General features: G+C 68.9%; 25 protein-coding genes and 1 tRNA gene. 9 read left to right on the forward strand and 17 right to left on the reverse strand.

Going from position 1 to position 22,604, the window contains the following annotated elements:
• Window positions 1-174: 174 nt before the first annotated feature.
• The 6 genes from ACTJJP_RS12950 to ACTJJP_RS12975 all read left to right on the forward strand — a co-directional run bounded on the left by ACTJJP_RS12950 (window position 175) and on the right by ACTJJP_RS12975 (window position 5,290).
• Window positions 175-939, forward strand: coding sequence for a hypothetical protein (locus ACTJJP_RS12950; protein ID WP_440775407.1), 765 nt, complete (start codon window positions 175-177; stop codon window positions 937-939).
• On the forward strand, window positions 936-1,784 hold the full coding sequence (locus tag ACTJJP_RS12955; protein WP_440775408.1) for a GIY-YIG nuclease family protein: 849 nt from the start codon (window positions 936-938) through the stop codon (window positions 1,782-1,784). The genes ACTJJP_RS12950 and ACTJJP_RS12955 overlap by 4 nt, the downstream gene beginning before the upstream one ends.
• Window positions 1,785-1,854: 70 nt before the next feature.
• Window positions 1,855-2,577: a hypothetical protein gene (locus ACTJJP_RS12960; protein ID WP_440775409.1), complete on the forward strand. Its 723-nt coding sequence runs from the start codon at window positions 1,855-1,857 to the stop codon at window positions 2,575-2,577.
• A 37-nt stretch (window positions 2,578-2,614) separates the two neighbouring features.
• On the forward strand, window positions 2,615-3,505 hold the full coding sequence (locus ACTJJP_RS12965) for a hypothetical protein (RefSeq protein ID WP_440775410.1): 891 nt from the start codon (window positions 2,615-2,617) through the stop codon (window positions 3,503-3,505).
• Window positions 3,506-3,613: 108 nt separating this feature from the next.
• Window positions 3,614-4,255, forward strand: coding sequence for an IS110 family transposase (locus tag ACTJJP_RS12970; RefSeq protein WP_440775411.1), 642 nt, complete (start codon window positions 3,614-3,616; stop codon window positions 4,253-4,255).
• A 75-nt stretch (window positions 4,256-4,330) separates the two neighbouring features.
• Window positions 4,331-5,290 carry a DUF6615 family protein gene (locus ACTJJP_RS12975; RefSeq protein WP_440775412.1) on the forward strand — a complete coding sequence of 320 codons (960 nt, stop codon included), beginning with the start codon at window positions 4,331-4,333 and terminating at the stop codon, window positions 5,288-5,290.
• Between the two features lie 497 nt (window positions 5,291-5,787).
• Here ACTJJP_RS12975 and ACTJJP_RS12980 read toward each other — a convergent pair whose 3' ends face one another.
• On the reverse strand, window positions 5,788-6,294 hold the full coding sequence (locus tag ACTJJP_RS12980; protein WP_440775413.1) for a DUF3846 domain-containing protein: 507 nt from the start codon (window positions 6,292-6,294) through the stop codon (window positions 5,788-5,790).
• Between the two features lie 147 nt (window positions 6,295-6,441).
• Window positions 6,442-6,774 carry a hypothetical protein gene (locus ACTJJP_RS12985; RefSeq protein ID WP_440775414.1) on the reverse strand — a complete coding sequence of 111 codons (333 nt, stop codon included), beginning with the start codon at window positions 6,772-6,774 and terminating at the stop codon, window positions 6,442-6,444.
• Between the two features lie 64 nt (window positions 6,775-6,838).
• Between ACTJJP_RS12985 and ACTJJP_RS12990 the strand changes: the two genes are divergently transcribed.
• On the forward strand, window positions 6,839-7,153 hold the full coding sequence (locus tag ACTJJP_RS12990; RefSeq protein ID WP_440775415.1) for a hypothetical protein: 315 nt from the start codon (window positions 6,839-6,841) through the stop codon (window positions 7,151-7,153).
• On the opposite strand, the gene ACTJJP_RS12995 is transcribed toward ACTJJP_RS12990, so the two are convergent.
• Window positions 7,116-7,192: transfer RNA gene (locus tag ACTJJP_RS12995), tRNA-Pro, on the reverse strand. The two genes, ACTJJP_RS12990 and ACTJJP_RS12995, sit on opposite strands and share 38 nt — an antisense overlap.
• A 144-nt stretch (window positions 7,193-7,336) precedes the next feature.
• Between ACTJJP_RS12995 and ACTJJP_RS13000 the strand changes: the two genes are divergently transcribed.
• Complete coding sequence (locus tag ACTJJP_RS13000; protein ID WP_440775416.1) at window positions 7,337-7,915, forward strand: N-acetyltransferase family protein; 579 nt, start codon at window positions 7,337-7,339, stop codon at window positions 7,913-7,915.
• A 178-nt stretch (window positions 7,916-8,093) separates the two neighbouring features.
• A complete protein-coding gene (locus tag ACTJJP_RS13005; RefSeq protein WP_440775417.1) occupies window positions 8,094-8,477 on the forward strand; it encodes an RNA-binding S4 domain-containing protein in 384 nt (127 codons plus the stop codon).
• Between the two features lie 257 nt (window positions 8,478-8,734).
• Here ACTJJP_RS13005 and ACTJJP_RS13010 read toward each other — a convergent pair whose 3' ends face one another.
• The 14 genes from ACTJJP_RS13010 to argH all read right to left on the reverse strand — a co-directional run bounded on the left by ACTJJP_RS13010 (window position 8,735) and on the right by argH (window position 22,603).
• Complete coding sequence (locus ACTJJP_RS13010; protein ID WP_440775418.1) at window positions 8,735-9,637, reverse strand: NUDIX domain-containing protein; 903 nt, start codon at window positions 9,635-9,637, stop codon at window positions 8,735-8,737.
• A 170-nt stretch (window positions 9,638-9,807) separates the two neighbouring features.
• On the reverse strand, window positions 9,808-10,245 hold the full coding sequence (locus tag ACTJJP_RS13015) for a DUF805 domain-containing protein (protein WP_440775419.1): 438 nt from the start codon (window positions 10,243-10,245) through the stop codon (window positions 9,808-9,810).
• Window positions 10,246-10,389: 144 nt separating this feature from the next.
• Entirely contained in the window at window positions 10,390-11,913 is a 1,524-nt protein-coding gene (gene der, locus ACTJJP_RS13020) for a ribosome biogenesis GTPase Der (protein ID WP_440775420.1), read from the reverse strand.
• Window positions 11,903-12,679, reverse strand: a complete 777-nt coding sequence (cmk, locus tag ACTJJP_RS13025; RefSeq protein WP_440775421.1) for a (d)CMP kinase — start codon at window positions 12,677-12,679, stop codon at window positions 11,903-11,905. Before cmk ends, der begins: the two co-directional genes overlap by 11 nt.
• Entirely contained in the window at window positions 12,672-13,805 is a 1,134-nt protein-coding gene (locus ACTJJP_RS13030; protein WP_440775422.1) for a prephenate dehydrogenase, read from the reverse strand. The genes cmk and ACTJJP_RS13030 overlap by 8 nt, the downstream gene beginning before the upstream one ends.
• A gap of 55 nt (window positions 13,806-13,860) precedes the next feature.
• Window positions 13,861-14,658, reverse strand: coding sequence for a pseudouridine synthase (locus tag ACTJJP_RS13035; protein WP_440775423.1), 798 nt, complete (start codon window positions 14,656-14,658; stop codon window positions 13,861-13,863).
• Entirely contained in the window at window positions 14,655-15,389 is a 735-nt protein-coding gene (scpB, locus tag ACTJJP_RS13040) for an SMC-Scp complex subunit ScpB (RefSeq protein WP_440775424.1), read from the reverse strand. Before scpB ends, ACTJJP_RS13035 begins: the two co-directional genes overlap by 4 nt.
• Window positions 15,379-16,356, reverse strand: a complete 978-nt coding sequence (locus tag ACTJJP_RS13045; RefSeq protein ID WP_440775425.1) for a segregation and condensation protein A — start codon at window positions 16,354-16,356, stop codon at window positions 15,379-15,381. Before ACTJJP_RS13045 ends, scpB begins: the two co-directional genes overlap by 11 nt.
• The gene (locus ACTJJP_RS13050) at window positions 16,340-17,242 is read right to left on the reverse strand and encodes a ParA family protein (RefSeq protein ID WP_440775426.1); all 903 of its coding nucleotides are present in this window, start codon (window positions 17,240-17,242) and stop codon (window positions 16,340-16,342) included. Before ACTJJP_RS13050 ends, ACTJJP_RS13045 begins: the two co-directional genes overlap by 17 nt.
• A 220-nt stretch (window positions 17,243-17,462) precedes the next feature.
• Window positions 17,463-18,293 carry a DUF4184 family protein gene (locus ACTJJP_RS13055; RefSeq protein WP_440775427.1) on the reverse strand — a complete coding sequence of 277 codons (831 nt, stop codon included), beginning with the start codon at window positions 18,291-18,293 and terminating at the stop codon, window positions 17,463-17,465.
• 1 nt (window position 18,294) lies between these two features.
• Entirely contained in the window at window positions 18,295-19,608 is a 1,314-nt protein-coding gene (gene tyrS, locus ACTJJP_RS13060) for a tyrosine--tRNA ligase (RefSeq protein WP_440775428.1), read from the reverse strand.
• Between the two features lie 93 nt (window positions 19,609-19,701).
• Window positions 19,702-20,412: a hypothetical protein gene (locus ACTJJP_RS13065; RefSeq protein ID WP_440775429.1), complete on the reverse strand. Its 711-nt coding sequence runs from the start codon at window positions 20,410-20,412 to the stop codon at window positions 19,702-19,704.
• A 61-nt stretch (window positions 20,413-20,473) separates the two neighbouring features.
• Window positions 20,474-21,121, reverse strand: coding sequence for a SatD family protein (locus tag ACTJJP_RS13070; protein WP_440775430.1), 648 nt, complete (start codon window positions 21,119-21,121; stop codon window positions 20,474-20,476).
• A gap of 51 nt (window positions 21,122-21,172) precedes the next feature.
• The gene (gene argH, locus ACTJJP_RS13075) at window positions 21,173-22,603 is read right to left on the reverse strand and encodes an argininosuccinate lyase (protein WP_440775431.1); all 1,431 of its coding nucleotides are present in this window, start codon (window positions 22,601-22,603) and stop codon (window positions 21,173-21,175) included.
• Between the last annotated feature and the right edge of the window lies 1 nt (window position 22,604).

A 22,604-nucleotide genomic window follows, 5' to 3' on the forward strand; every position in this document is an offset into this window, starting at 1 on the left:
GGCCCACGAGAGAGCGATGGGGGCCGTTGCCACGATGTGCGTTTGCGATGCACACTCGCGACGCCACTGCAGCTTTGACGCGCCGGATGATCATCGCGATCGCAAGCATGCGGACTCCCACGACATACCAATGGTGAGCGGTCAGTGCCCGAGGGCCCTGTCACACTGAGCCTCATGGGAGAGCTCGCCTATATGATCCGCGCCGACTGGGCGCAACAGGCCACCGCCATGGTGCCGCAGAGCAAGGTGATCCGGGACTGGGTTGGCCCAGCGCCGTACCTGTTTGCCGTCCCGGATCTCACGCGCTTCAAGGAGTCGACCCGAAACCTCGAGCGAGAAGTTGCTGACTACATCGCTCCGGAGGGTTCGGAGCGATGCGTCCATAGCATCGCGAACTTTGGCGAGCTCCGGAACACCGACACCGTCGTCGAGCGCTGCGTCATCGTCGTTCATCCGCGACAGCGGGAAGACGTCGAGACCCTGCGGGAACTCGTCGACGACGGCAGACTCGAGAAAGTGTTCGTCCTCGTCTGGTGGCAGGCGGATGAAGTGCGCACCTGGCTCGATGCGCACGGCGCGCTCAACCTCCACAGTGGGCAGGCAGCATCAGCGCCTGACCCGCTCATGGTTGAAGCGGCAACGATGATAATCGGCGAGCAGTACAACGGCCTGAGCTCTGGCTACGGAAAGGACACCGTCGTGCAGCTCGTGCGTACTTTCGCCAAAGAGGGGTTTGCTCTCGACCCAGAGGCCTGGCTCCGCGCCTACTTCGTCGCAGGCGGCGACCTAAGGCACTCTGATTCGGTCAAGAAGCTTGTGAAAGAAATGCGCGACGGCGTCAAGCACCGCGTCAAGCCACGCTACGTCGACAACATCTTCCAGCACATCGTCGCCCGGGTGGATGCGCACGCATCGACAGCCGGGACGCACGTCTCATGACGCTTCACTCAGCGATGCAGGAAGTACTTCGGACGGCTGGAACGCCGCTCACGCCGCGCGCGGTGGCCGACGAGATCAACTGTCGAGGGCTGTACCAACGGGCCGACCAGAAGCCGGTCGGATCGACGCAGGTGAGCGCGCGTGCGCGCAACTACGGTCACATCTTTGAAGTGACCGACGGACGAATCGGGCTGTTTGGACGCGGGGCAGTAACGCTGGCACCTCAAGCCACCTCAAGTTCTCCCGCCGAAGCGACGCGCTTGACCGTTCCCGCTCCGACCGACCATCGGAGGCTGGACGACCTCGAGCGCGCGTTGCTCGACCCACACCGATTCCGAAGCGCCCGCGAGATCGACGCGCAGGTGCTGAACCAATTCGGGCTCTACGCCATCAGAGCGCGGAGCTTGGACGTGATCCCTGAGCCCTACCGCGCCGTCGCCGAGCAGCGCGAATCAACCCTGATCTATCTCGGTGAAGCCACCGGCCAAACCCTCCAGCAGCGATTCCTACGTAACGAGCTGCGCGGACGCGGTCACGGCACGTTTTTCCGGAGCATCGGGGCAGTCCTCGGGTACCGACCACTAGTGGGCTCGATCGTCGGCAAAGCGAACCAGCGCAACTACCGCTTCTCCCCCGCGGACACAGCTGCAATCGTGGAGTGGATCAACGCCAACCTCGAGGTCTCGTGGGTTGCGTTCGGGGAGGGCGTCCACGTGGCAGAAGTCGCGCTCATCCGCAAGCATCGGCCACTCCTGAATCTCAGGGACAACCCTGCCGCGGTGCCGCAGCTGTCCGAACTGCGCGCGTACTGCTGCGCGATCGCTCAGGGCACGGCGCTGACGTAGCGGACCGCCGCTCCTCCACCGAGATGGCCAGTACGAGCCACTAGTTGGGGATGAGCCCGATACTTGTGGCGTGACCACTTTGCCGCCGTCAGCTGTCCGAATTGAGGCGTGGCTAGATTTCATCGAGAAGCGCGAACAGTGGCTGCACGATGCGCAATCACTTGAGATCGCCGAAGAACACCAGCTCGAATTCCAGGCTGTCTACCCGATCTGCGCGCAGGCGATCCGATACGCGAGCGCATACGTCGTCCTGTGCCGGGCGGGTCGGTCCCGCGAGGCCGTCGCCGTCGCTCGTCAGGCGCTGGAGCACGCGCTCACGGGGCAGTGGGCGCACTTTGAAGAGAGCGGTCCTGACCAGCTCGTTGAGGGGTACCGCCATACCAGCAGGCGAGCCTTCCGCGCGGTGAGCGCGTTCTTGAATACGCCTCAGGACGAGCTCGACGAGGCTCTTTTGTCCATGGAGGGCGAGGGGAAGCGGCTGCTTCGGATATCCAAAATGATCGAGCAGATCGACTACAACGCAGTCTTCGCTACCCAGTACCTGAAGCAATCCCAAGTCGTCCATGTGACGAGCGACACGGTGGCGGCGTTCCTAGACCTTGACGACGACAAACAGTTCACGGTGCTGAGCGAGGCAATTGATCCCAATGAACGCCAGACCGCGCACTTCACCGCAATGGCCGCGATGTTCGCGTCGTGGGTGCTCGAGACGCTTCAAGTGGACGGAACCGGTCTGAGAGAGCTCGACCGCATGTCCGACGAGCTCGCGCTGCCGCTCAGCGTCCGTGACTGATCGGAGCGTGTCGGCGAGCGGCGATAACGTCTGAGGCATGTACGTGACGCGCGGCACCTTCAGTCAGGACCTTAAAGACGCCAACACGACGCTCGGAGGCTACCTGCGGGCGACGTTTCCGAACCTCAAGCCGATCCAGGCGGACTACAAGTCCCGCGCAGACGCTCTCGTCGTGGATAGTGCCGGAGCCAGCCCCACGTTGATCGGGACCGCAGTCGATCTCATCCCCCGGCTCATCGCCGAACCGAACGAGCTACCGACGTCAGCTGCCTTGCTGTTTCCGCTCAACCAGGATTACCGCGAGGAGCTGGCGGCACTGGTCGGGCTTGCGAACGACGCCGACCGAGAGACGCAGGCCAGGGCCGCCTGGGGACTTGCACTGTGCGTATCGGCTTACCGCGCGGGCGCTGCCATCGCACCGCGAATCCCGGAACTCGCGCGCGCGCGGGAGTTCTCTGCGTCTCTGATGATGACGGAGGCGCCGCCCGAAGCCGTGGCCGAGCTCGTCGCCCTGCGCGAGTTGCTCGAATCACGCCTCATGTCGAAGCTGGCGCCGCCGACCGTGTTCGGCCCGCTCTTTGACCTGTCCAAGCTAGGGAAGGGACAGCGGATCGCGGCGGAGGCGGACATCATCTCAAGCGGCCTGCTCGTCGATGTGAAGTCGAACCTTGCGCCCAAGACCAAGGCAGGTGACCGTCCGGACGTTTTGAAGCCGGAGCACGTCCACCAGCTGCTGGGCTACGCACTGCTTGACTACTCCGACGCGTACTTGATCCAGAGCATCGCGATCTACTCGGCGCGATACGGTTCGCTGATCGACTGGCCCCTGTACGACGTCGCCAACACGGCCGCGGGGAGGACGTTCGACTTCACCGCCGCGCGCCAGCAGGTATGGGACCTCATGCAGGAAGACATCGAGTTCGTTTAGCCTCGGTCCCGCTCAGTGAGTCCGCGATCCGGGATATCTGGGCCGTCGCGTCGACGGAGCCGCGCACACTCAGGCCCCGTTGCCTGGTCGCGCACCCCCGGCATCGCGGTGCGACGGATCGCGGATCTTCATGTCGGACACTCGAAGTCGGATCAGCGCGATGCGTTCGTCATCGCTCACGCCGCCAGGTCGCTGCCGCACGTGCTTTGCACAATTACCGGCGAGGAGGAGAGCGTCGCTGAGCTGTGCGTGCTCTGCACCTTCGACGACGACCTCGTCACCCAGATTAGCGGCGCGAGCAACCACTACCGAGCGCTGCTAGCCAAGATCCACCCAGCGCTGGAGCGAGCGGTCGGGCCACGACTCGCGCATCCGGCGATGCTCGACCTTCTTCAGGACTATGCGTCACCAGAAGCGCTTCGCGCCGCGGGCCATGAGCGAATCGAGTCGAGGCTCCTCGTCCGCGCACCACGTATTGGGAGCCAGATGGCCGATGACATCGAGCGGGCGCTGAACGAGCAGTTCGTCATCGTGCCTGGCACCCGTGGTTCGGGGTCAGTGCTGGTGCGACATGCCGGACTCTCGCGTCGCACCGTTACCCCGGGCCGGGTGGAACTCGACTCAATCGCTGCGGCCGCAGAGCCACGCTGTGCGGATTGCGGCGTCGTCAAGCGGGGGCGTCGCGCAGGCGTACGTGTGTACGGCGTGCGGCCGCCGGGAGGATCTACCGCAGATCCCGCATCCGGGTGAGGGGACGGATCTGATCGAGTTCCCGACCTGGCGCCGAGGCGGGTAGGCGAGCCTGCAGCCTGCCAGTATGTGGCCGTGGACCTTACTCCTGTAACCGATCTCATGGACGAGCTGTCACGCAGCACCTGGGCATCGCTCGTCGACGCGCACGACCTCGATGTGGACTGGGGCGAGGTCACGATCACCCATACGATCCTGCTCGCGCTGAAGCGGTTGGTCCGCGAACAATCACTGCCGCTTCTCGTGGAACGCGTGCGTGCGCACGACGAGAAGGCAAGCGGGGCAGACCTCGAGCTGTGGGTTCAGTCGGCATCCGGCAACGCGGTTGGGTTCAGCATCCAGGCGAAGCGGGTCTATCTCGGCCGGAAGAAGCCCGAGTACCAAGCGCTCGGCCACAAGGGCGCGCTGCCAAAGGAGAAGCAGTACGACACGCTCATCCGGCACGCTGCCCAGAACAGTACGTTGCCCTTCCACCTCTTCTACAACGGCTGGGCTCGCCCTCGTACGGACATCGCTTTTCCATCCGGCCGGGACGCGGAGTTGTTCGGATGCGCAGTCGTCCGAACAGCCGAAGTGCGACGAATTCGGAAGGCCCACGTTAGGCGCGGCATGAACGAAGTCTCGCGCTTTGCCAAGATTTCGATGCCCTGGTCGGACTTGCTCCGATTGCCGTCTGGCGGGTCGACAAATGGAGGTGATGGTTCTAGCGACGGTGGAGCCTCTGACGGAGGCGATCCGACAAGTGGCGGGAGCGCTGGCGATGGCGGAAGCCCCGGCGGAGTCAACCCAGGAAGCGGCACTCCATATCCCTCACAGTCGCCTGCCGCCCAGGGTTCGCTCAGGGTGTCAGACGAAGATCTCCGCAGGCTGTTTGAGCTTCATTCGGGCGAGCCCATTGACGACGCGGTAGTGCTCAGGGACGGACTTCCTGACTATGTCACCGCCACTCTGTCAGGCGTCGGGGCCGCGGGACATGACGATCTTGAGGACGACTCAACGCTGCCGGAAGTGGTTGCGGTGATCAAGGGCGCCTGACGGTTATGAGCCGAGAGGTCGGCAAGAGGCGGCTGTCGAGGTTGTGCGACAAGAGAATGACCTCGGGAACCAGCTCGACGAGGTCGCTGACAAGCTTGTGAACTCCGACCACTGGATCAACGTCCGCTCGCTCGCACAGCAGAGGACAACAATCGCGCGCTTTATCGTCGTCGTCTCGGACGGGTGGATGCTGTCGGAGCCGTTCCTGGAGCAATTGCGCGTTGCAGCGCAGGCGGGGGCAGCACGTCAGCGACGGAGGTAGCCCCTAAGACTCCGCAGTGCGGATGAGGGAACGGAGGGTGAGCATGGCCCGCTCTTAGATTGCGAGAAGCCCCGCTGTCACGTTGCAGCCGGTGGGTTACACCGACCCGACGGGAACTTCATGGACATCACGCGTTACGTCAAGCATCGGCGCGAAGAGCGGCTCGCTGAGCCTCGATCTCCTGGCGTTCTCAAAGTAAAAGAGGGCGGTGGTCGTAGGCGACCACCGCCCTCTGTCAAGGCGCGCTGCTCTCGTTGTCGACGCCCTCAACGCGCTCGATCCGCACCTCCAGCGCGGGCGACATCTCCACCAGCAGCGCCGACCAGATCACCGTCTCGATGTAGTCGTCGCGGTCGACCAGCTCCTCCCACCAGTGGCTGTTGCCATGGTCGCGCGTTCGCACCCGGTAGATGCCGGGCTCGAGCAACCGCCGGGCGAGTTCGCTCGGCAAGTCCGTGTTCTCGCCCTCGTTGTCCGCCAGTCCCACCATCGCGACATCGCCGAAGAGGCGTGCGTCGTGGGCCTGCGGAACGTGGAACCGCCACAGGAACGTCGCGCGCCGGTTGTACAGCAGGCTGCGGATGAGCCCCTCCTCGTTGACGTACATCGTGACGCCGAGGTCCGGGATGTCGACTGCTTCAATCCAGCCGCCGACAACCCGCTGGTAGTCCTCCAGCGACTCGAACGTCCGAGAGGTAACAGGGGCGCTGTTGTCTGACGGGATGATGATGCCCTGCACCATGGTTCTTCTCCTTTGTGCGTGCGACCGGGAACCGGAATGGTTCTCGTGGAATCGCTTGGCACAAACGAGGTGGCGGATCGTGAGCGGGGAGGTGGGTCGGGGCGNTTGGACGTCGCTCAAGCCGGCCGCCCGGGTTGGAGGTGGGCCTCAGGCTGCAGGAGCCTTGGCCCGCGCGGTCTTTGGCGCCGAGGTGGCGTCGAAGATCGCGGCGATGGCGTCGCGTTTACCCGCTGCCTCGCGTTCGATCTCGTCGCGGACGTCTTGTGCGCGGCGTTGGATGGCTGGGTCGGCCTTGGTCTTGTCGATCCAGGCTTCGACGGCGAGCCGAACTTCATCGGTGACGGTCCGGTCGTTGAGCTGAGCGATGATGTCCAGCTGGGTGCGGGTCGACTCGTTGAGTCTGACCGCGAGGGGTTTGATCGGACCGTAGCCGAGTCCATTGGCGGACGCAGGCGTAGCGGTCGGGGTGTTGACCTCCATCAAAGAACGCCTCACGAGAACCGAGACCCACCTCCGATCAGGAGCCGAACGAGTACTGGCATACGTGGACCTCCTAGAGAACCCCGGCGACCTCTACAGCAGCCTCGCAGGCAACACCCGCCGCGACCTCCTCGCCGCGTTCTTCCGGCGCCTCATCGTTTACGTCGAGGACGACGGCATCCACATCCGCCCCGTCCGCACCGACGTCAACGAAGCACTGCACGACTGGCAGGCGAATACCGCCACCACAAACGAAAGAGCCTCCCGCGTTTCCGCGGAAGGCTCTTCTTCGTCGACCAACCCAAGGGACAACTTGTCCAATGGTTTGAGTAACAATCAATTGGTCGGGATGACAGGATTTGAACCTGCGACCCCTTGACCCCCAGTCAAGTGCGCTACCAAGCTGCGCCACATCCCGTTACCCGCGAGCGGGCAACTCGTCTATCTTAGCCGCTCCGCGCGCGTCTCGCGAACCAGCGCCGCCCCGGGCGTGTGCGGGCCGGACGAGGGCTGGCGGAGCAGTGCATTGCCGATGTCGGAGCCCCTCGCTACCGTCTCGGACATGACGATCGAGATCCTCCCCGCCACCGGTGAACGATTCGACGACGCCGAGACGGCGCTCGACAGCGGCGACGGTCCCGAGTGCCAGTGTCAGTGGTGGCTGCTGCCCAACGGCCCGTGGAAGGAGGCGTCGATCGACGACCGCACCGAGATGTTCCGCACCGAGCTCGCCGGGGATCGCCCACCGGGCTTGATCGCCTACATCGACGGCGAGCCCGCCGGCTGGGTACGGGTCGGACCGCGCGCGACGCAGCCCAGGTTGGTGCGCACCCGCGACGTGACGGCATCCACCGAAGAACCGCTCGACGCCGACGACGTGTGGGCCGTGTCGTGCTTCGTCGTCCGCACCGAGCACCGCAAGAAGGGCCTGACGGCCCGACTCCTGGATGCGGCGGTCGCCACCGCCCGAGAGGGAGGCGCCCGCGTGGTCGAGGGCTACCCGCTCGATCCGACCGCGGCGAAGAAGTCGTCGAATCAGTTGTTCCGCGGCATCCTGCCCGTCTTCGAAGCGGCGGGATTCACCGTCGTCGACCGACCCAAACCCGACCGCGCCCTCGTCGCGCTGACGCTCCGCGACTGACCGGCCGGGCTTACTCAGGTCGGCCCGATCCCGACCGCGCGCTCGTTGGGCTGACGCTCCGCGCCGCACCGGCCGGGCTCACCCCGGTCGACCCGAACGCGACCACGCGCTCGTCGCGCTGACCCTCCGCACCTGACCCGCCGACTTACGATGGAGGTTCGCCGAACGGGGACCCCACATGACGGATGCCAGCACCACCACGCGCGTCGACGCGTGGCTGTGGGCCATCCGCGTCTACAAGACCCGGTCGGCCGCGACCACCGCGTGCCGCGCGGGACACGTGCGCGTCAACGGCGAACGCGCCAAGGCCGCGCAACCCGTTCGGCCGGGCGACGAGTTGCGCGTACGCATCCAGGGGTTCGACCGGATCCTCGTGGTGAAGAAGACGATCGCGAAGCGGGTCGGCGCGGCGCTCGTCGCCGAGTCGGTCGACGACCGCACTCCCCCGCCGCCGTCGAAGGAGAGCATGCCGTTCGTGCCCGTCCGCGACCGCGGCGCCGGTCGCCCCACGAAACGCGACCGCCGCGAGATCGAGAAGCTCCGCGGGCGCGACAGCGACTGAAACCGCGCGGGAGGCCGCGGCGCACACCTCCGCGGGTGGGGCACCTGCGTCATCCGCGGGCGCCTTCCCCTACCGCGACGTGGGCTTCACGAGCGAGCCCGCGGCATCCGATCTCACGGGTGCGCTCGTCGCCGATACGAACGCCGTCGACCGAAGACCGGCCACTGCGGAGGCGAAGAGTCATCGCACCCGACGGCCACCCGTTCGGCCGCGCTCCATGACGTGCTGTCCACCGGGCCTTGGGGCGATACGGTCCCTCAGCCGAGCTGGTCGCGCAGCCAGCCCGCGCCGCGCACCGTGGCTCCGAGGGCTTCGACCCGCGCCGCCAGCCCCCGGTCGCTCGTCACGACGATGACCGGGTCCCACGTTCCCAAAAGCTTCTCGGTCACCGCGACGATCTGATCGTCGCCGGAACCCGATGCGCGCCACACCGCCACCAGGTCGTGGTCGACGTCCGCGGCGCGCGCATCCCCCTCGAGCACGGCGCCGACGAAGGGGAACCACCGCGTCGCCGGAAGCCCGAGCTCCTCGGCATCCACTCCCCCCTCGGCCAGGGCGGACAGGCGCTCGAGCAGACGGCCGGCGGCTCCCGCGCGGTCCTTCCACCACCCGTCGGGCACCGAGCCCACGACGTTCGCCGCGTCGACGAGGATCGCGGGGCACACCCCCAGCGCCGCGCGCAACGCGGGCCACGCGGACGCAAATCCTGGATGCAGGGGCAGCGCATCGACCTCGTCGACGGGCACCCACGCCAACGCGACGCTCTCGGGGTCGCTGATCACCGGCTCGAACGGCGAAGTGACGTCGGCGACGAGGGTCGTGTACGACCAGACGCCGAGATCGAGCACGCTCTCGAAGCGTGCCTGCACGGCATCCTCGGGCACGCCCGCCTCTTCGCCGGACTCGCGCAAAGCGCCGTCACGAGCGGACTCCCCCTCGTGGCGCGCGCCGCCGGGCAGAGCCCAGGTGTCTCCGAAGTGGCTCCACGACACGCGGTGCTGCAGCAGCACGCCCCGCTCGGCGTCGAGCGCCAGCAGTCCCGCCGCACCGAAACGGCCCCAGTACTTCTCACCGGTGGGCGCGACGACCCACGCGTCGCCGGGATCGCGCGGCCCCTGCGGACGCCGCGGCTCATCCGGGGCGGGAGGTTCGATGGTCATCGCTGACAGCCTCGCACACCGGCACCACGCGGGCGTCGACGGACGTCACATCGGGCCGCGCAGAACGGCGCAGGAGTGCTGGCGCGAGCCCTGTGCCCTCCTCGACCCGGACGGAAGGAGGCAACCATCGCCGTCACCCCGACCCGGTCGCGCAGGTCCCGCGTCGCCCCTCACCGATCGAAACGCGCCCCCTCGGGCCGCGGGCCGAGCACCGTGAAGACGAAGAGCACGATCACGCCGATCACCGGCACCAGCCCGATGAAGATCCAGAACCCGCTGCGGCCCGCGTCGTGCAGTCGACGCACGAGCACGGCCAGGGTCGGGATGAAGGTCGCCACCGCCCAGATCACCCACACGAACGTCAGGATGACGCCGAGCGGACCGGTGACCGTCAACGACCCGTCGGCCTCGACGCGTACCCCGTCGGTCACGGTCGGCAGCGCGTTGAGCACCGCGCCGACCACGGTGCCCACGAGAACCCACCACCAGTACTCACTGCGACTCGCCCGGCCGCGGAACGTGGCGTACTTCGCGAAGAAGCGACGCACGGCCGCGCCGAGGGGCGCCCCGTAGTACGGCTGGTCGAGGGGTGGTGCGACGTGGCTCATGAGGTGTCTCCCGTACGGATCCCGGATGCCGCGGCGGCTCCGTCGCCCGACTGTACCGACGTCTCGGCATCCGTCCCGTGCCCTTGCGTTCACACGCGAACGCCCCGACTCCCGTGAGGGGAACCGGGGCGTTCGCGACGCGGGTCAGCGCTGGCGCTTCTCGCGGATGCGCATGTTCAGCACGATCGGGGTGCCCTCGAAGCCGTAGATCTCGCGCAGGCGGCGCTGGATGAACCGGCGGTAGCCCGGGTCGAGGAACCCGGTCGTGAACAGCACGAAGGTCGGCGGACGCGTCGCCGCCTGCGTCCCGAACAGGATGCGGGGCTGCTTGCCACCGCGCAGGGGGTGCGGGTGCTCGGCCACGAGCTCCGACAGGAACGCGTTGAACTTTCCGGTGGGGATGCGGGTGTCCCACGACTCCAGCGCCTGCTCGAGAGCGGGCACCAGCTTGTCGAGGTGGCGACCGGTGCGGGCCGAGATGTTCACGCGCGGGGCCCACGCGACGTGCGCGAGGTCCTGCTCGATCTCGCGCTCGAGGTAGCGGCGACGATCCTGGTTCTCCATGTCGTCGTCGTTCAGGCGGTCCCACTTGTTGAACGCCAGCACCAGCGCGCGGCCCGACTCGAGCACGAGGTCGATGATGTTGAGGTCCTGCACGCTGATCGGCTGCGACACGTCGATCACGACGACCGCGACCTCGCTCTTCTCCAGCGCCGTGGAGGTGCGCAGCGAGGCGTAGAAGTCGGCACCCTGCGAGAGGTGCACACGACGACGGATGCCGGCCGTGTCGACCAGGGTCCAGAGCTTGCCGCCGAGCTCGACGACCTCGTCGACGGGGTCGCGGGTGGTGCCGGCGAGCTCGTTGACGACCACGCGCTCCTCGCCCGCGGCCTTGTTGAGCAGCGACGACTTGCCGACGTTCGGGCGGCCGAGGATGGCCACGCGACGCGGCCCGCCGATCTCGTACCGCGCCACGGCCGAGATCTCGGGCAGCACCTTCATGATCGCGTCCAGCAGGTCGGCCACGCCGCGACCGTGGATGGCCGAGACGGGGTGCGGCTCGCCGAGGCCGAGGTTCCACAGGGCTGCGGCCTCGGGCTCGTGGCGGGCGTCGTCGACCTTGTTGGCGATGAGGAACACCGGCTTGCCGCTCTTGCGCAGCAGCTTCACGACGTGCTCGTCGGTCGAGGTCGCGCCCACCGTGGCATCCACCACGAACAGCACGATGTCGGCGAGGTCGATTGCGACCTCGGCCTGGGCGGCGACCGAGCGGTCGATGCCCTTCGCGTCGGGCTCCCAGCCGCCGGTGTCGACCAGCGAGAAGCGGCGGTCGAGCCACTCGGCCTTGTACGTGACGCGGTCGCGCGTGACACCCGGAGTGTCCTCCACGACGGCCTCGCGGCGCCCGAGGATGCGGTTCACCAGCGCCGACTTGCCGACGTTCGGGCGACCGACGATCGCGACCACCGGCAGCGCGGGCAGGAACTCGATCGCCCCCTCGCCCGAGGCGAGACCGGCGAGGAGCTCGGCGTCTTCCTCGTCGAGGTCGAAGTCCTCCAGCCCCGCGCGCAGCGCCTCGGCCCGCTGTTCGGCGAGCACCTCGTCGAGCTGCTCCATCTTCTCGGCGAGCTGGTCGGGCCCGCCCTCGTACTCGTCTTCAACGCCCATCGCGGGCTCCCATCGTGGAGTCGACGACGCTCAGCACGGCGTCGACGGTCTGTTCGAAATTCAAGTGGGTCGAATCGACGACCTCGACGCCGGGGGCGGCGGTGAGGAAGTCGACGACCGTGGAATCGGCGGCGTCGCGCTTGTGCAGGGCGGCGGCGACCTTGGCGGCATCCTGGTTCGTGAGCTCTTTGCTGCGGCGCGCGGCCCGCACCTCCGGAGCCGCGGTCAGCAGGATGCGTACGGGCGCGTCGGGATAGACGACGGTGGTGATGTCGCGGCCCTCGACCACGACGCCCTCGACGGCAGCTGCGGCCACGAGCCGGCGGAACAGGTCGTTGACGGCCTTCCGCACCGGGGCCACGCGCGCCACACCGCTGACGGCGTCGGTGACGCGGGGCTCCCGGATGGCGGCGGTCACGTCGACCCCGCCCACGCGCACCCACCGGTCGCGGGTGTCGAGCGAGATGGCGTAGTCGAAGTCGCCGAACACCTCGAGCACGGCGGTGGAGTCGGAGGTGTCGACCCCGTGCTCGAGCGCGTGCCAGGCGAGGGCGCGGTAGGCGGCGCCGGTATCGAGGAAGCCGTAGCCGAGCCGCGTGGCGGCGGCCTTCGAGACGCTCGACTTGCCGCTGCCGGCGGGACCGTCGATGGCCACGACGACGGGGGCTCCGGATGCCGCGCCCGTGGGCGCAGAGCCCTCGGCGGAGGGGCTGACCGCCGCGTCGAACGCGGGCTTGGTCAGGGACGGGGTGGGAAGGTCAGTCATGGGTGGTGCTCGCAATCCGCCATCCGCGCTGCTGGAGCCCGTCGACGGCCCGACGGACCGCATCGGGGACGACGCTGATCTCGGCGAGACCGAACGGGGCTCCGGGCGAGTGCTCGAGGCGCAGGTCTTCGACGTTGACGTCGAGGTCGCCGAGCTCGCCGAAAAGGCGACCCAGCTGGCCGGAGGTGTCGTCGACCATGACGACGAAGGTGTCGAAACGACGGTTCTGCCCGTGCTTGCCGGGCAGGCGCTCCACGCCCTCGTTGCCGCGGCGGATGGTGTCGGCGACCGTGCGTCGGGCCCCGGGCGCATCGGGGTCGCGCAGGGCGTCGGCGACGTCGCCGAGATCGGCGGCAAGCTGATCGAGCACCTCGACCACGGGAGCGGCGTTCGCGCCCAGGATCTGCACCCACAGCTCGGGAGCGGATGCCGCGATGCGGGTGGTGTCGCGCACCCCCTGACCTGCGAGACGCAGGGAGCCGTCGGGGGCCTCGACGAAGCGGCCGGCGAGCAGGCTCGCGACCAGCTGCGGCACGTGCGACATGAGGGCGACCGACTCGTCGTGCTCTTCGGGGGTCATCTCGATGAGGCTCGCGCCAAGGTCGAGGGCGAGGCCTTCGACGAGCGAGAGATCGTGTGCGGAGGTCTCGCCGTCGCGGCACACCACCCAGGGGCGTCCGACGAAGATGTCGGCGCGGGCGGAGATCGCTCCCCCGCGCTCGCGTCCGGCCATGGGGTGCGAGCCGATGTAGTGCGTGAGGTCGACACCGCGCTGACGAAGGGTGCGCAGCGGCTCGAGCTTGACGCTCGCGACGTCGGTGACAACGGCATCCGGGTACGCCCCGAGCTCGCGCTGCACGACGTCGGCCGTGACGTCGGGCGGCACGGCCACCACGATCAGCGACGGAGCGTCGTCGGGGTGTTCGGCGCGGCCGGCGCCGTAGTCGATCGCCAGGCGCAGCTGCGACGGAGACGCGTCGACGAGCACAACGTCGACGCCGAGAGCCGTCAGCGCGTGGCCGATGCTCGCGCCCAGCAGGCCCGAGCCGACGACGCGGACCGTTCCGCTCGTGCGGGTCGCCAAGGGACCGGCCGCGCGCGCGGACGTTCCGTTCGGTTCGCTCATCGGGTCTCCTGCTGCCCTGTGCGGTGCGCCAGGCGCCGCAAGACGCCCCGGAGGCTCACTCCGTCGGAGTGTCGCCGTCTCGACGAGACAGCGTCAGCAGGGCACCACGTTCTACTGTAGTCAACTCGCGCGCAGCTCCCACCGGGAGAGTTCCCAGGTGCAGGGGTCCGAACTGCCGCCGCACGAGCTCGACCACGGGGTGACCGACCTCCGCCATCATGCGGCGCACGATGCGGTTCTTGCCGGAGTGCAGCGTCAACTCGACCAGGCTCTCACCGCGCGAGGAGTCGAGCAGCCGCGCCTTGTCGGCCGCGATCCGCCCGTCGTCGAGCTGCACGCCCTTGAGGAGCCGCTGGATGGTCTGCGGGAGCACCTGCCCCTCGACCTTGGCGATGTACACCTTGGTCACCCCGAACGAGGGGTGGGCGAGCACGTGAGCGAGAGCGCCGTCGTTTGTCAGCACCAGCAGACCGCTGGTGTCGGCATCCAGTCGTCCGACGTTGTAGAGACGCTCCTCCCACTCGTCGGCCCACTGCCGCAGATCGGGACGCCCGCGATCGTCGCTCATCGAGCTCACGACCCCGGTGGGCTTGTTGAGGATGACGTAGCGCTTGGTCTCGTCGAGCTGGATCGCCGTGCCGTCGACGTCGACGAGGTCGGACTCGGGATGGATGCGGCGGCCGAGCTCGGTGACGACGAGGCCGTTCACGCGGACGCGGCCCTCGACGATCATGTTCTCGGCCACGCGGCGCGAGGCGACCCCGCGATTGGCGAGCACCTTCTGCAGACGGATGCCGTCATCACTCGCCGAGCCCTCGCCCGTGGTCGCTGAGCCTGTAGAAGCGTCGCTCATTTCAGTACCTCTCCGTCGAATCCGTCCGAGCCGTCGTCGAGCAACGGCGAGATGTGCGGCAGCTCGTCGAGCGAGTTGATGCCGAGGTTGACCAGCAGCTGGTCGGTGGTGCCGTAGTGGATGGCACCGGTGTCGGGGTCGGTGAACACCTCGGTGATCAGCCCCCGCGAGAGCAGGGTCCGAATGACCGAGTCCACGTTGACGGCACGGATGGATGCCACCTGCCCGCGCGTGACGGGCTGCTTGTACGCGATGACGGCCAGGGTCTCCAGCGCCGCCTGCGACAGGCGCGAGGGGGCCTGCGTGTTCACGAACTCGGCGACGACGTCGTCGTGCTCCTCGCGCACGTAGAGGCGCCACCCGCCGCCGACCTCGCGCAGCTCGAAACCGCGGACCGGTCCGCCGGTCTCGCCGTCGTAGTCGGCCACCAGCGCCTCGACCGCCTGCCGGACGGCGGGCACGGGCGCCGCCACCGCGGCCGCGAGACTCACCAGGCTCTGGGGTTCGTCGAGGACGAGCAGGATCGCCTCGAGACGACGCGCGACGGATGCCGCATCGCTCGGGCGCCGGGCGGGACTCGCCGAGGCTGCGGGCACGGCGTCGCGCGGCGCGGTCGCGTCAGCCGGCGAGGCGTCGCCGCCCGGTGCGGTGTCGCCGCCGGGCGCGGTCGCGTCGCCCGGCGCGGTCGCGCCGCCCGGCGCGCTCGCATCGGGGGTGGGATCAGCGGTCATAGTCGGCTCCCAGGGCGGCGAGGTTGTCTTCCGACCACCGTTCGGCGGTCCAGCGCAGGGTCAGCTCGCCCAGCGGCTCCAGCTGTTCGAACGACAGCGCGGCGTGACGGTACAGCTCGAGGATCGACAGGAACCGCGCGACGACGACCCCCGTCTCGGTGACGCCCGCGACGAGGTCGCGGAAGTTCAGGGTGCCCGCCGAGCGGAGGAGGGTCACCACGATGGCGGCCTGCTCGCGGATGCTGATCAGGGGTGCGTGCAGGTGATCGAGGCCCACGGTCGGGATCTGCTTCGGCGCGAACGCCAGCACGGCGAGGGCGGCGAAGTCGTCGGCGCTGAGGGTCCATTTCAACTCCGGCACGGCGCTGCGGTACTTCTCGTCGAGGCGGACGTTGCGGGTGTGCCGGCGGTCCTCGCGCTGCAGGCAGCGGGCGAACCACGCCGACACCTCCTTGAAGGCGCGGTACTGCAGCAGGCGCGCGAACAGAAGGTCGCGCGCCTCCAGGAGCGCCACCGACTCGGCATCCACGAGTTCTCCCTGCGGGAGGAGGCCGGCGATCTTCATGTCGAGCAGGGTGGCGGCGACGACGAGGAACTCGGAGGCCTCGTCGAGGTCGCCCTCGGGTCCCATCGCGCGCAGGTAGGCGATGAACTCGTCGGTCACGCGGCTGAGCGCGACCTCGGTGATGTCGAGCTCGGCCCGCGAGATGAGGGTGAGGAGCAGGTCGAAGGGTCCGTCGAAGACGGGGAGCGAGACGCGGAAGCGGGGGCCGTCCGTGCCGGTCCCTTCGACAAGCTCAGGGACCTGCGTCGCGGGCTCAGGGACCTGCGTCGCAAGCTCGGGGACCTGCGCCGGAGGCTCCGGGACCTGCGTCGCGAGGGAGCCTCCCGCGGAGAGGTGGCTGAGCCTGTCGAAGCCACCGGACCCGGCGGGGTCGGCGAAGGTGTCGTCAGGCGACGGCGCCACGGGCGACCAGCTCCCGCGCCAACCGCAGGTAGGCCTGGGCGGCGGCGTGCTCGGGCGCGAACTCCGTGATGGGCATGCCCGAGACCGAGGCATCCGGGAATTTGACCGTGCGACCGATGACCGTCTCGAGCACGTCGTCGCCGAACGCCTCGACGACCCGCTCGAGCACCTCGCGCGAGTGGAGCGTGCGGGGGTCGTACATGGTCGCGAGCACGCCGTCGAGCTCGATCGCAGGGTTGAGGCGGTCGCGCACCTTGTCGATGGTCTCGACGAGCAGCGCCACTCCGCGCAGGGCGAAGAACTCGCACTCGAGCGGGATGAGCACGCCGTGCGCCGCCGTGAGCGCATTGACCGTGAGAAGACCGAGCGAGGGCTGGCAGTCGATGAGGATGACGTCGTAGTCGGCCGCCACCTTGCGCAGCACCCGGGCGAGGATCGTCTCGCGGGCGACCTCGTTGACGAGGTGCACCTCGGCCGCCGACAGGTCGATGTTGGCCGGGAGCAGATCGAGTCCCTCGACGCGGGTCGGGACGATCACCTCGCGCGGGTCGCGCTTGGTGTCGAGCAGCAGGTCGTAGATCGTCGGCACGTCGTGCGTCTGGATGCCGAGACCCGCCGACAGCGCACCCTGCGGGTCGAAGTCGATCGCGAGCACGCGACGGCCGTAGCCGGCGAGGGAGGCGGCCAGGTTGATGGTCGTCGTCGTCTTGCCGACGCCGCCCTTCTGGTTGCACAGCGCGATGATGCGGGCGGGACCGTGTCCGTCGAGCGGCTTCGGGGTGGGGAACCCCTGGTAGGGGCGTCCGGTGGGTCCGAGGATGACCTCGTCCGTGCCCGTTTTCGTGCCCTTCGTGCTCGCCGACACCGAGTCTCCCGCCTTCGTCATAACGTCGTCGAGTCTAACCGCCGCCCGCTCGGACGCCCGGCGTGACCCGCGGGCGGGGCGAGCCCGCGGTCGGATCCGCTCACTCGCCGACGCTTCCGCGGTACGGCGACCCGCCCGCCGCGCGCACAGCCTCAGCGATTCGCACGACCTCAGCGCACATCAGCCTCAATCGACTGACCTGACGCGGATCACTGACCTTGTGACCGCCCCGAGACGCACCTCAGCCACCGCTGCCCGGTCCCTGAGCCCGGCGGAGGGACCCGAACCCCCGCTGCACTCCACGCCGCTGGAGCGCCTGCACGAACAGCGCGAGCAGCAGCGTCGCCGCGCCCCACACGCCGGCGACCTTCACCAGGACGCCGTAGATGAGGTGGGTCGGCGTGTAGTCGGCGTCGAAACCCCCGTGCACCGCGAGCGCGACGAGGGTCGCGACGACCAGGGCGGTGGGCAGCGATACCCACCACGCCACGCGCACGGCATCCGGGAGCACACGCCGTACGGGCATCGCGGTCTGCCGCGACCACCACCAGATCCCGAAGATCGCGAGCCCCGCCAGTCCGAACACCCCCGAGCCGTATTGCAACCACTTCACGCCCAGCAGCGGCCCCCACTGCTGCTCGAGGACCGGGAACAGGGACTCCCCCGCCCGACCCTCGTGCGTGAAGAAGTCCCACGCGACGTGCGTGATCACGCCCAGTGCCAGCGACAGGACGAGCCACAGGATGCCGACGACTCCCCCGCCGAGCGTCTCGCGAACGCCCGCGCGGGCCCCGGCATCCCAGACCGCCGGGAGGCGGTCGGCGACGATGCGGGGCGTCACCTCCCGGGTCGCGGGGCGCAGCACGCAGCGCCACACCAGGAGCAGCACGAACGCCATGACCATCGTGACGGGCAACCACCGCAGATCGTGGGTCACCGAGTACGACGGCACGATCCCGCGCAGGAACAACGGCAGATCGGGCGTCATCGCCCCGATGGCGACGGCCGCCGGCACGAGCGGCGTGCGCAGGAACGGGAGCGCGACGACCGCGTGACTGACGGTGAACGGCATGTCAACTCAGGAACAGCCCCGCGAGCGTCTTCTTACCGCGGCGCAGCACCGACACGCCGCCCGGCAGGGCGCCGGTGACGATCGCGTCGTCAGCGGTCACCTTCTCGCCGTCGAGCGAGACGCCGCCCTGGGCGATCGCGCGGCGCGCGTCGCTGAGGCTCGACGACAGCCCGGTGGCCGTGAGCGCCTCGACCACGGTCGACCCGGCGGCGACGGTCGCATGCGGCAGTTCCTCGAGCGCGGTGCGGAGCACGTCGGCATCCAGTGCCGTCACATCGCCCTGGCCGAACAGCGCCTCGGTCGCCGCGATGACGGCCTCGGTCGCCTCCTCGCCGTGCACGGTGGTCAGCACCTCGCGGGCGAGGCGCTTCTGCGCGGTGCGGCGGAACGGCTCGGCCTCCACCAGCGCGGCGTACTCCTCGATCTCGGCGCGCGTGAGGAACGTGAACACCTTCATGCGGTCCACAACGTCACGGTCGTCGGTGTTGAGCCAGAACTGGTACATCACCCACGGGCTGCACATCTCGGCATCGAGCCAGATGGCGTTGCCCTCGCTCTTGCCGAACTTCGTGCCGTCGCTGTTGGTGATGAGCGGCGTGCCGATGGCGTGCACCGAGACGCCCTCGACCTTGCGGACCAGGTCGGTGCCGCTGGTGAGATTGCCCCACTGGTCGCTGCCGCCGGTCTGCAGCACGCAGCCGTACTGGCGATGCAGCTCGAGGTAGTCCAGGCCCTGCAGGATCTGGTAGCTGAACTCGGTGTAGCTGATCCCGGCCTCGGAATTCAGGCGCGCGCTGACGGCGTCTTTCTTCAGCATCGTGCCGACGCGGAAGTGCTTTCCGATCTCGCGCAGGAAGTCGATGGCGCTCAGCGGCGCCGTCCAGTCGAGGTTGTTGACGATGCGGGCGGCGTTCTCACCCTCGAAGCTGAGGAAGCGTTCGACCTGGGCGCGGAGCTTGCCGACCCACTCCTCGACGGTCTCGCGCGTGTTGAGCGTGCGCTCGGCCGTGGGGCGCGGGTCGCCGACGAGGCCGGTCGAGCCGCCGACGAGGCCGAGGGGACGGTGCCCGGCGAGCTGGAGGCGGCGCATCGTCAGGAGCTGCACCAGGTTTCCCAGGTGCAGGCTCGGCGCGGTCGGGTCGAAGCCGCAGTAGTACACGATCGGGTCTCCGCCGAGCAGCTCGCGCAGCTCGCCCTCGTCGGTCGACACGTGGATGAGCCCCCGATAGACGAGCTCGTCCCAGACGTTGTCGAAGGTCGGATCGTTGGCGGGTGCGAGGGCGCTCACGGGCGCCGCGTCGATCGAGGCAGACACCGGTTCAGGGTATCAGCGGGGGTGTCGGACCCCGGATGCCGCCCACCCGGCGCCGCTACGAGCCGGGCCTCCCCGCCGCCTCGGTCTCCGCGCTCACCCCGGCGCGATGCCCCACGCCACGAGGAACGCCGCTGCCAACGCCGTCACCCAACTGACCAGGCTGCCGATGAGGAAGTACTCTGCGCGGTCGCCGCCCTCGCCGTCGCGGGAGATCTCGGGGAAGCGGACGATGCCCTTCGCGGCGAGCACCGCGGCGATGAGCGTGTAGGCACCCGCGAGCGTCAGCGCGAAGACGAGGATGCGCTCCAGCGGCCCGATGAGCCTGCCGCCCTTGAGCGTCGGAGCAGCGGTCTCGTCGGACGTCCCGCCCGCGCCCATCTCCGAACGCAGGGCGATGCGCACCACGGCGTTGCCGGACTCGAGTAGGAAGATCAGGCATCCCACCACCAGCACGACCACGTCGATCGATACGGCATCCATCGGGCGGTACGAGGCCCACATCTGACCCAGGATGCCGGGACGCGCGCGGCCGGGTGCGACCACCACGCACGCGACGGCGGCGAGAGCGAGCAGCGCGACCGGCCAGAGTCCCGCGCGGGCGGGACCGTGCTCGGGGACGACCCAGGTCCAGATCGCGGCGACGGCGACGGCGAGTAGTCCGGCGATCACGGCGTCGACACCGGCCGCGACGACGATGAGCAGGGCCGCGGCGACCGCGTAGGCGATCCACCGCCGGGCGCGGATCATCTGCCGGAGCAGATCGACCGCGCCGACCGCGAGCAGGAGGAGTCCTGCGGCGATCACGCGCGCACTCCCCGCATCAGCACGGCGAACCCCGCGAGAAGCGCATCCGACCCGGCGACGCTCACGCGCGCACTCCCCGCGTGAGCACGGCGAAGCCCTCGACGAGCGCGGCCGACCCGGCCGCAGTGAGAGCCTGCGACACCGCCGACTGGCTGATGCCCTCGCGTTCGGCGAGTTCGCGTTGCGACCGTCCGAGACAGCGCCCCGCGGTGAGTCGGCGCGTCCGCTCGCTCATCGCCGAGACGAGCTGATCGCGCGCGAGGGCGTAGGCGCCTGCGACGGCGACGGTATCGGCCATGGCGGCATCTTCTCCCTCGGAGGCGACGATCCAGGTGCGCGCGAACGGCGCGGCGCGTTGCTGCATCCGCTCGACGGTCTCGACGGCCGTCCGCGCGGCCCACCACGCGGGCCCCTCGGGCACGGTGCGGTCGTCGAGCTCGATGGGGCGCACCTCGCCGACCCCCACGCCGAAGCGGCAGTCGATGTCGTCGGGAAGGGTCAGGCGCACCAGCAGCAGCGAGGCGAGGGCGTCGTCGAGGCGGGCGTATTCGCCCTGCAGTTCGTCGCCGACCGTCGCGGTCAGCACGTGGACGGCGACCGGCAGATCGGTGTCGACCTGATCGACGACCTCAGCGATGCGGCGCTGCGCGGCGGCGCGGTCGTGGAGCCGCCGGGAGGCGACGATGTCGGCGATCACGGCCACGGTCACGACATAAGCCTATCGCTTATCTATTCATTTTGATAAGTGAATAGCTGATATTCAGTCGATGAGCAGCCGGGCGGCGGCCTGCGCGCGGGCCACGAGGTCTTCGCGCTGCTCGCGGACGCGCTGAGGAGCCGTGCCGCCCGCCCCCGTGCGGCTCGCCACCGAGCCCTCGATGGTGAGCACCTCGCGCACCGCGGGGGTGAGCGAGGGCGACACGGATGCCAGGAGGGCGTCATCGGCGTCTTCGAGCCCGATCTCGCGCTCCTCGCACGCCCGCACGAGAGCGCCCGAGATCTCATGCGCGTCGCGGAACGCGATCCCCTGACGCACGAGCCACTCGGCGACGTCGGTGGCGAGGGAGAACCCCTGCGGGGCGAGCTCGGCCATGCGGTCGGTGTGGAAACGGAGCGTCGCGATCATGCCGGAGAATGCGGGCAGGACGAGCTCGAGGGTACGCACGGAGTCGAAGACCGGCTCCTTGTCTTCCTGCAGGTCGCGGTTGTACGCCAGCGGCAGACCCTTGAGCGTGGCGAGCAGACCCGACAGGTTGCCGATCAGCCGGCCCGCCTTTCCGCGAGCGAGCTCGGCGATGTCGGGGTTCTTCTTCTGCGGCATGATGCTCGACCCGGTCGAGTACGCGTCGTCGAGGGTGACGAATCCGAACTCGCGCGTGTTCCACAGGATGACGTCTTCGGACAACCGCGACAGGTCGACGCCGATCATGGCGGTGATGAACGCGAACTCGGCCACGACATCACGCGAGGCGGTGCCGTCGAGGGAGTTCTCGGCGGGGCGGGCGAGTCCCAGGTGGTCGGCCACGAGCTGCGGGTCGAGACCCAGGGTCGCGCCGGCGAGCGCGCCGCCGCCGTAGGGCGAGACCGAGGCGCGCACCGACCAGTCGCGCAGGCGCTCGATACCGCGCGTGAACGCCCAGCCATAGGCCTGCAGGTGATGCGCGAGCAGCACGGGCTGCGCGTGCTGCAGATGCGTACGGCCCGGCATGATGGCACTCTCGTGCGCCTCGGCCTGAGCGACGAGGGCGTCGACGAGGCGGAGCACCTCGCGCGTGATGGTGCGGGCGTGGTCGAGCAGGTAGAGCCGAACGAGGGTGGCGATCTGATCGTTGCGGCTGCGACCGGCGCGGAGTTTGCCGCCGATGGCAGGGCCCACCGTCTCGATGAGCACCCGCTCGAGGGCGCCGTGCACGTCTTCGTCGCCGGGAGCCGCGACGAGAGAACCGTCGCGCACCCGGGCAGCGAGCTCGTCGAGACCGTCGTGCATGGTGCGGGCCTCATCGGCCGTGAGGTACCCCGCCGCCTCGAGGGCCGCCGCGTGGGCGTGCGAACCCGCGATGTCGTAGAGCGCGAGATCCCAGTCGAAGTGGGTCGAGCGGCTCAGCGCCGCCAGTTCGGGAGACGGGCCGCCCGAGAAACGGGCGCCCCACAGGGCACCCTCGTTCGTCGTCTGACCGCTCTCGTGACTCATG

Origin of the sequence: Microbacterium sp. 22296, from assembly GCF_052045385.1 — a bacterium.
GTDB lineage: Bacteria > Actinomycetota > Actinomycetes > Actinomycetales > Microbacteriaceae > Microbacterium.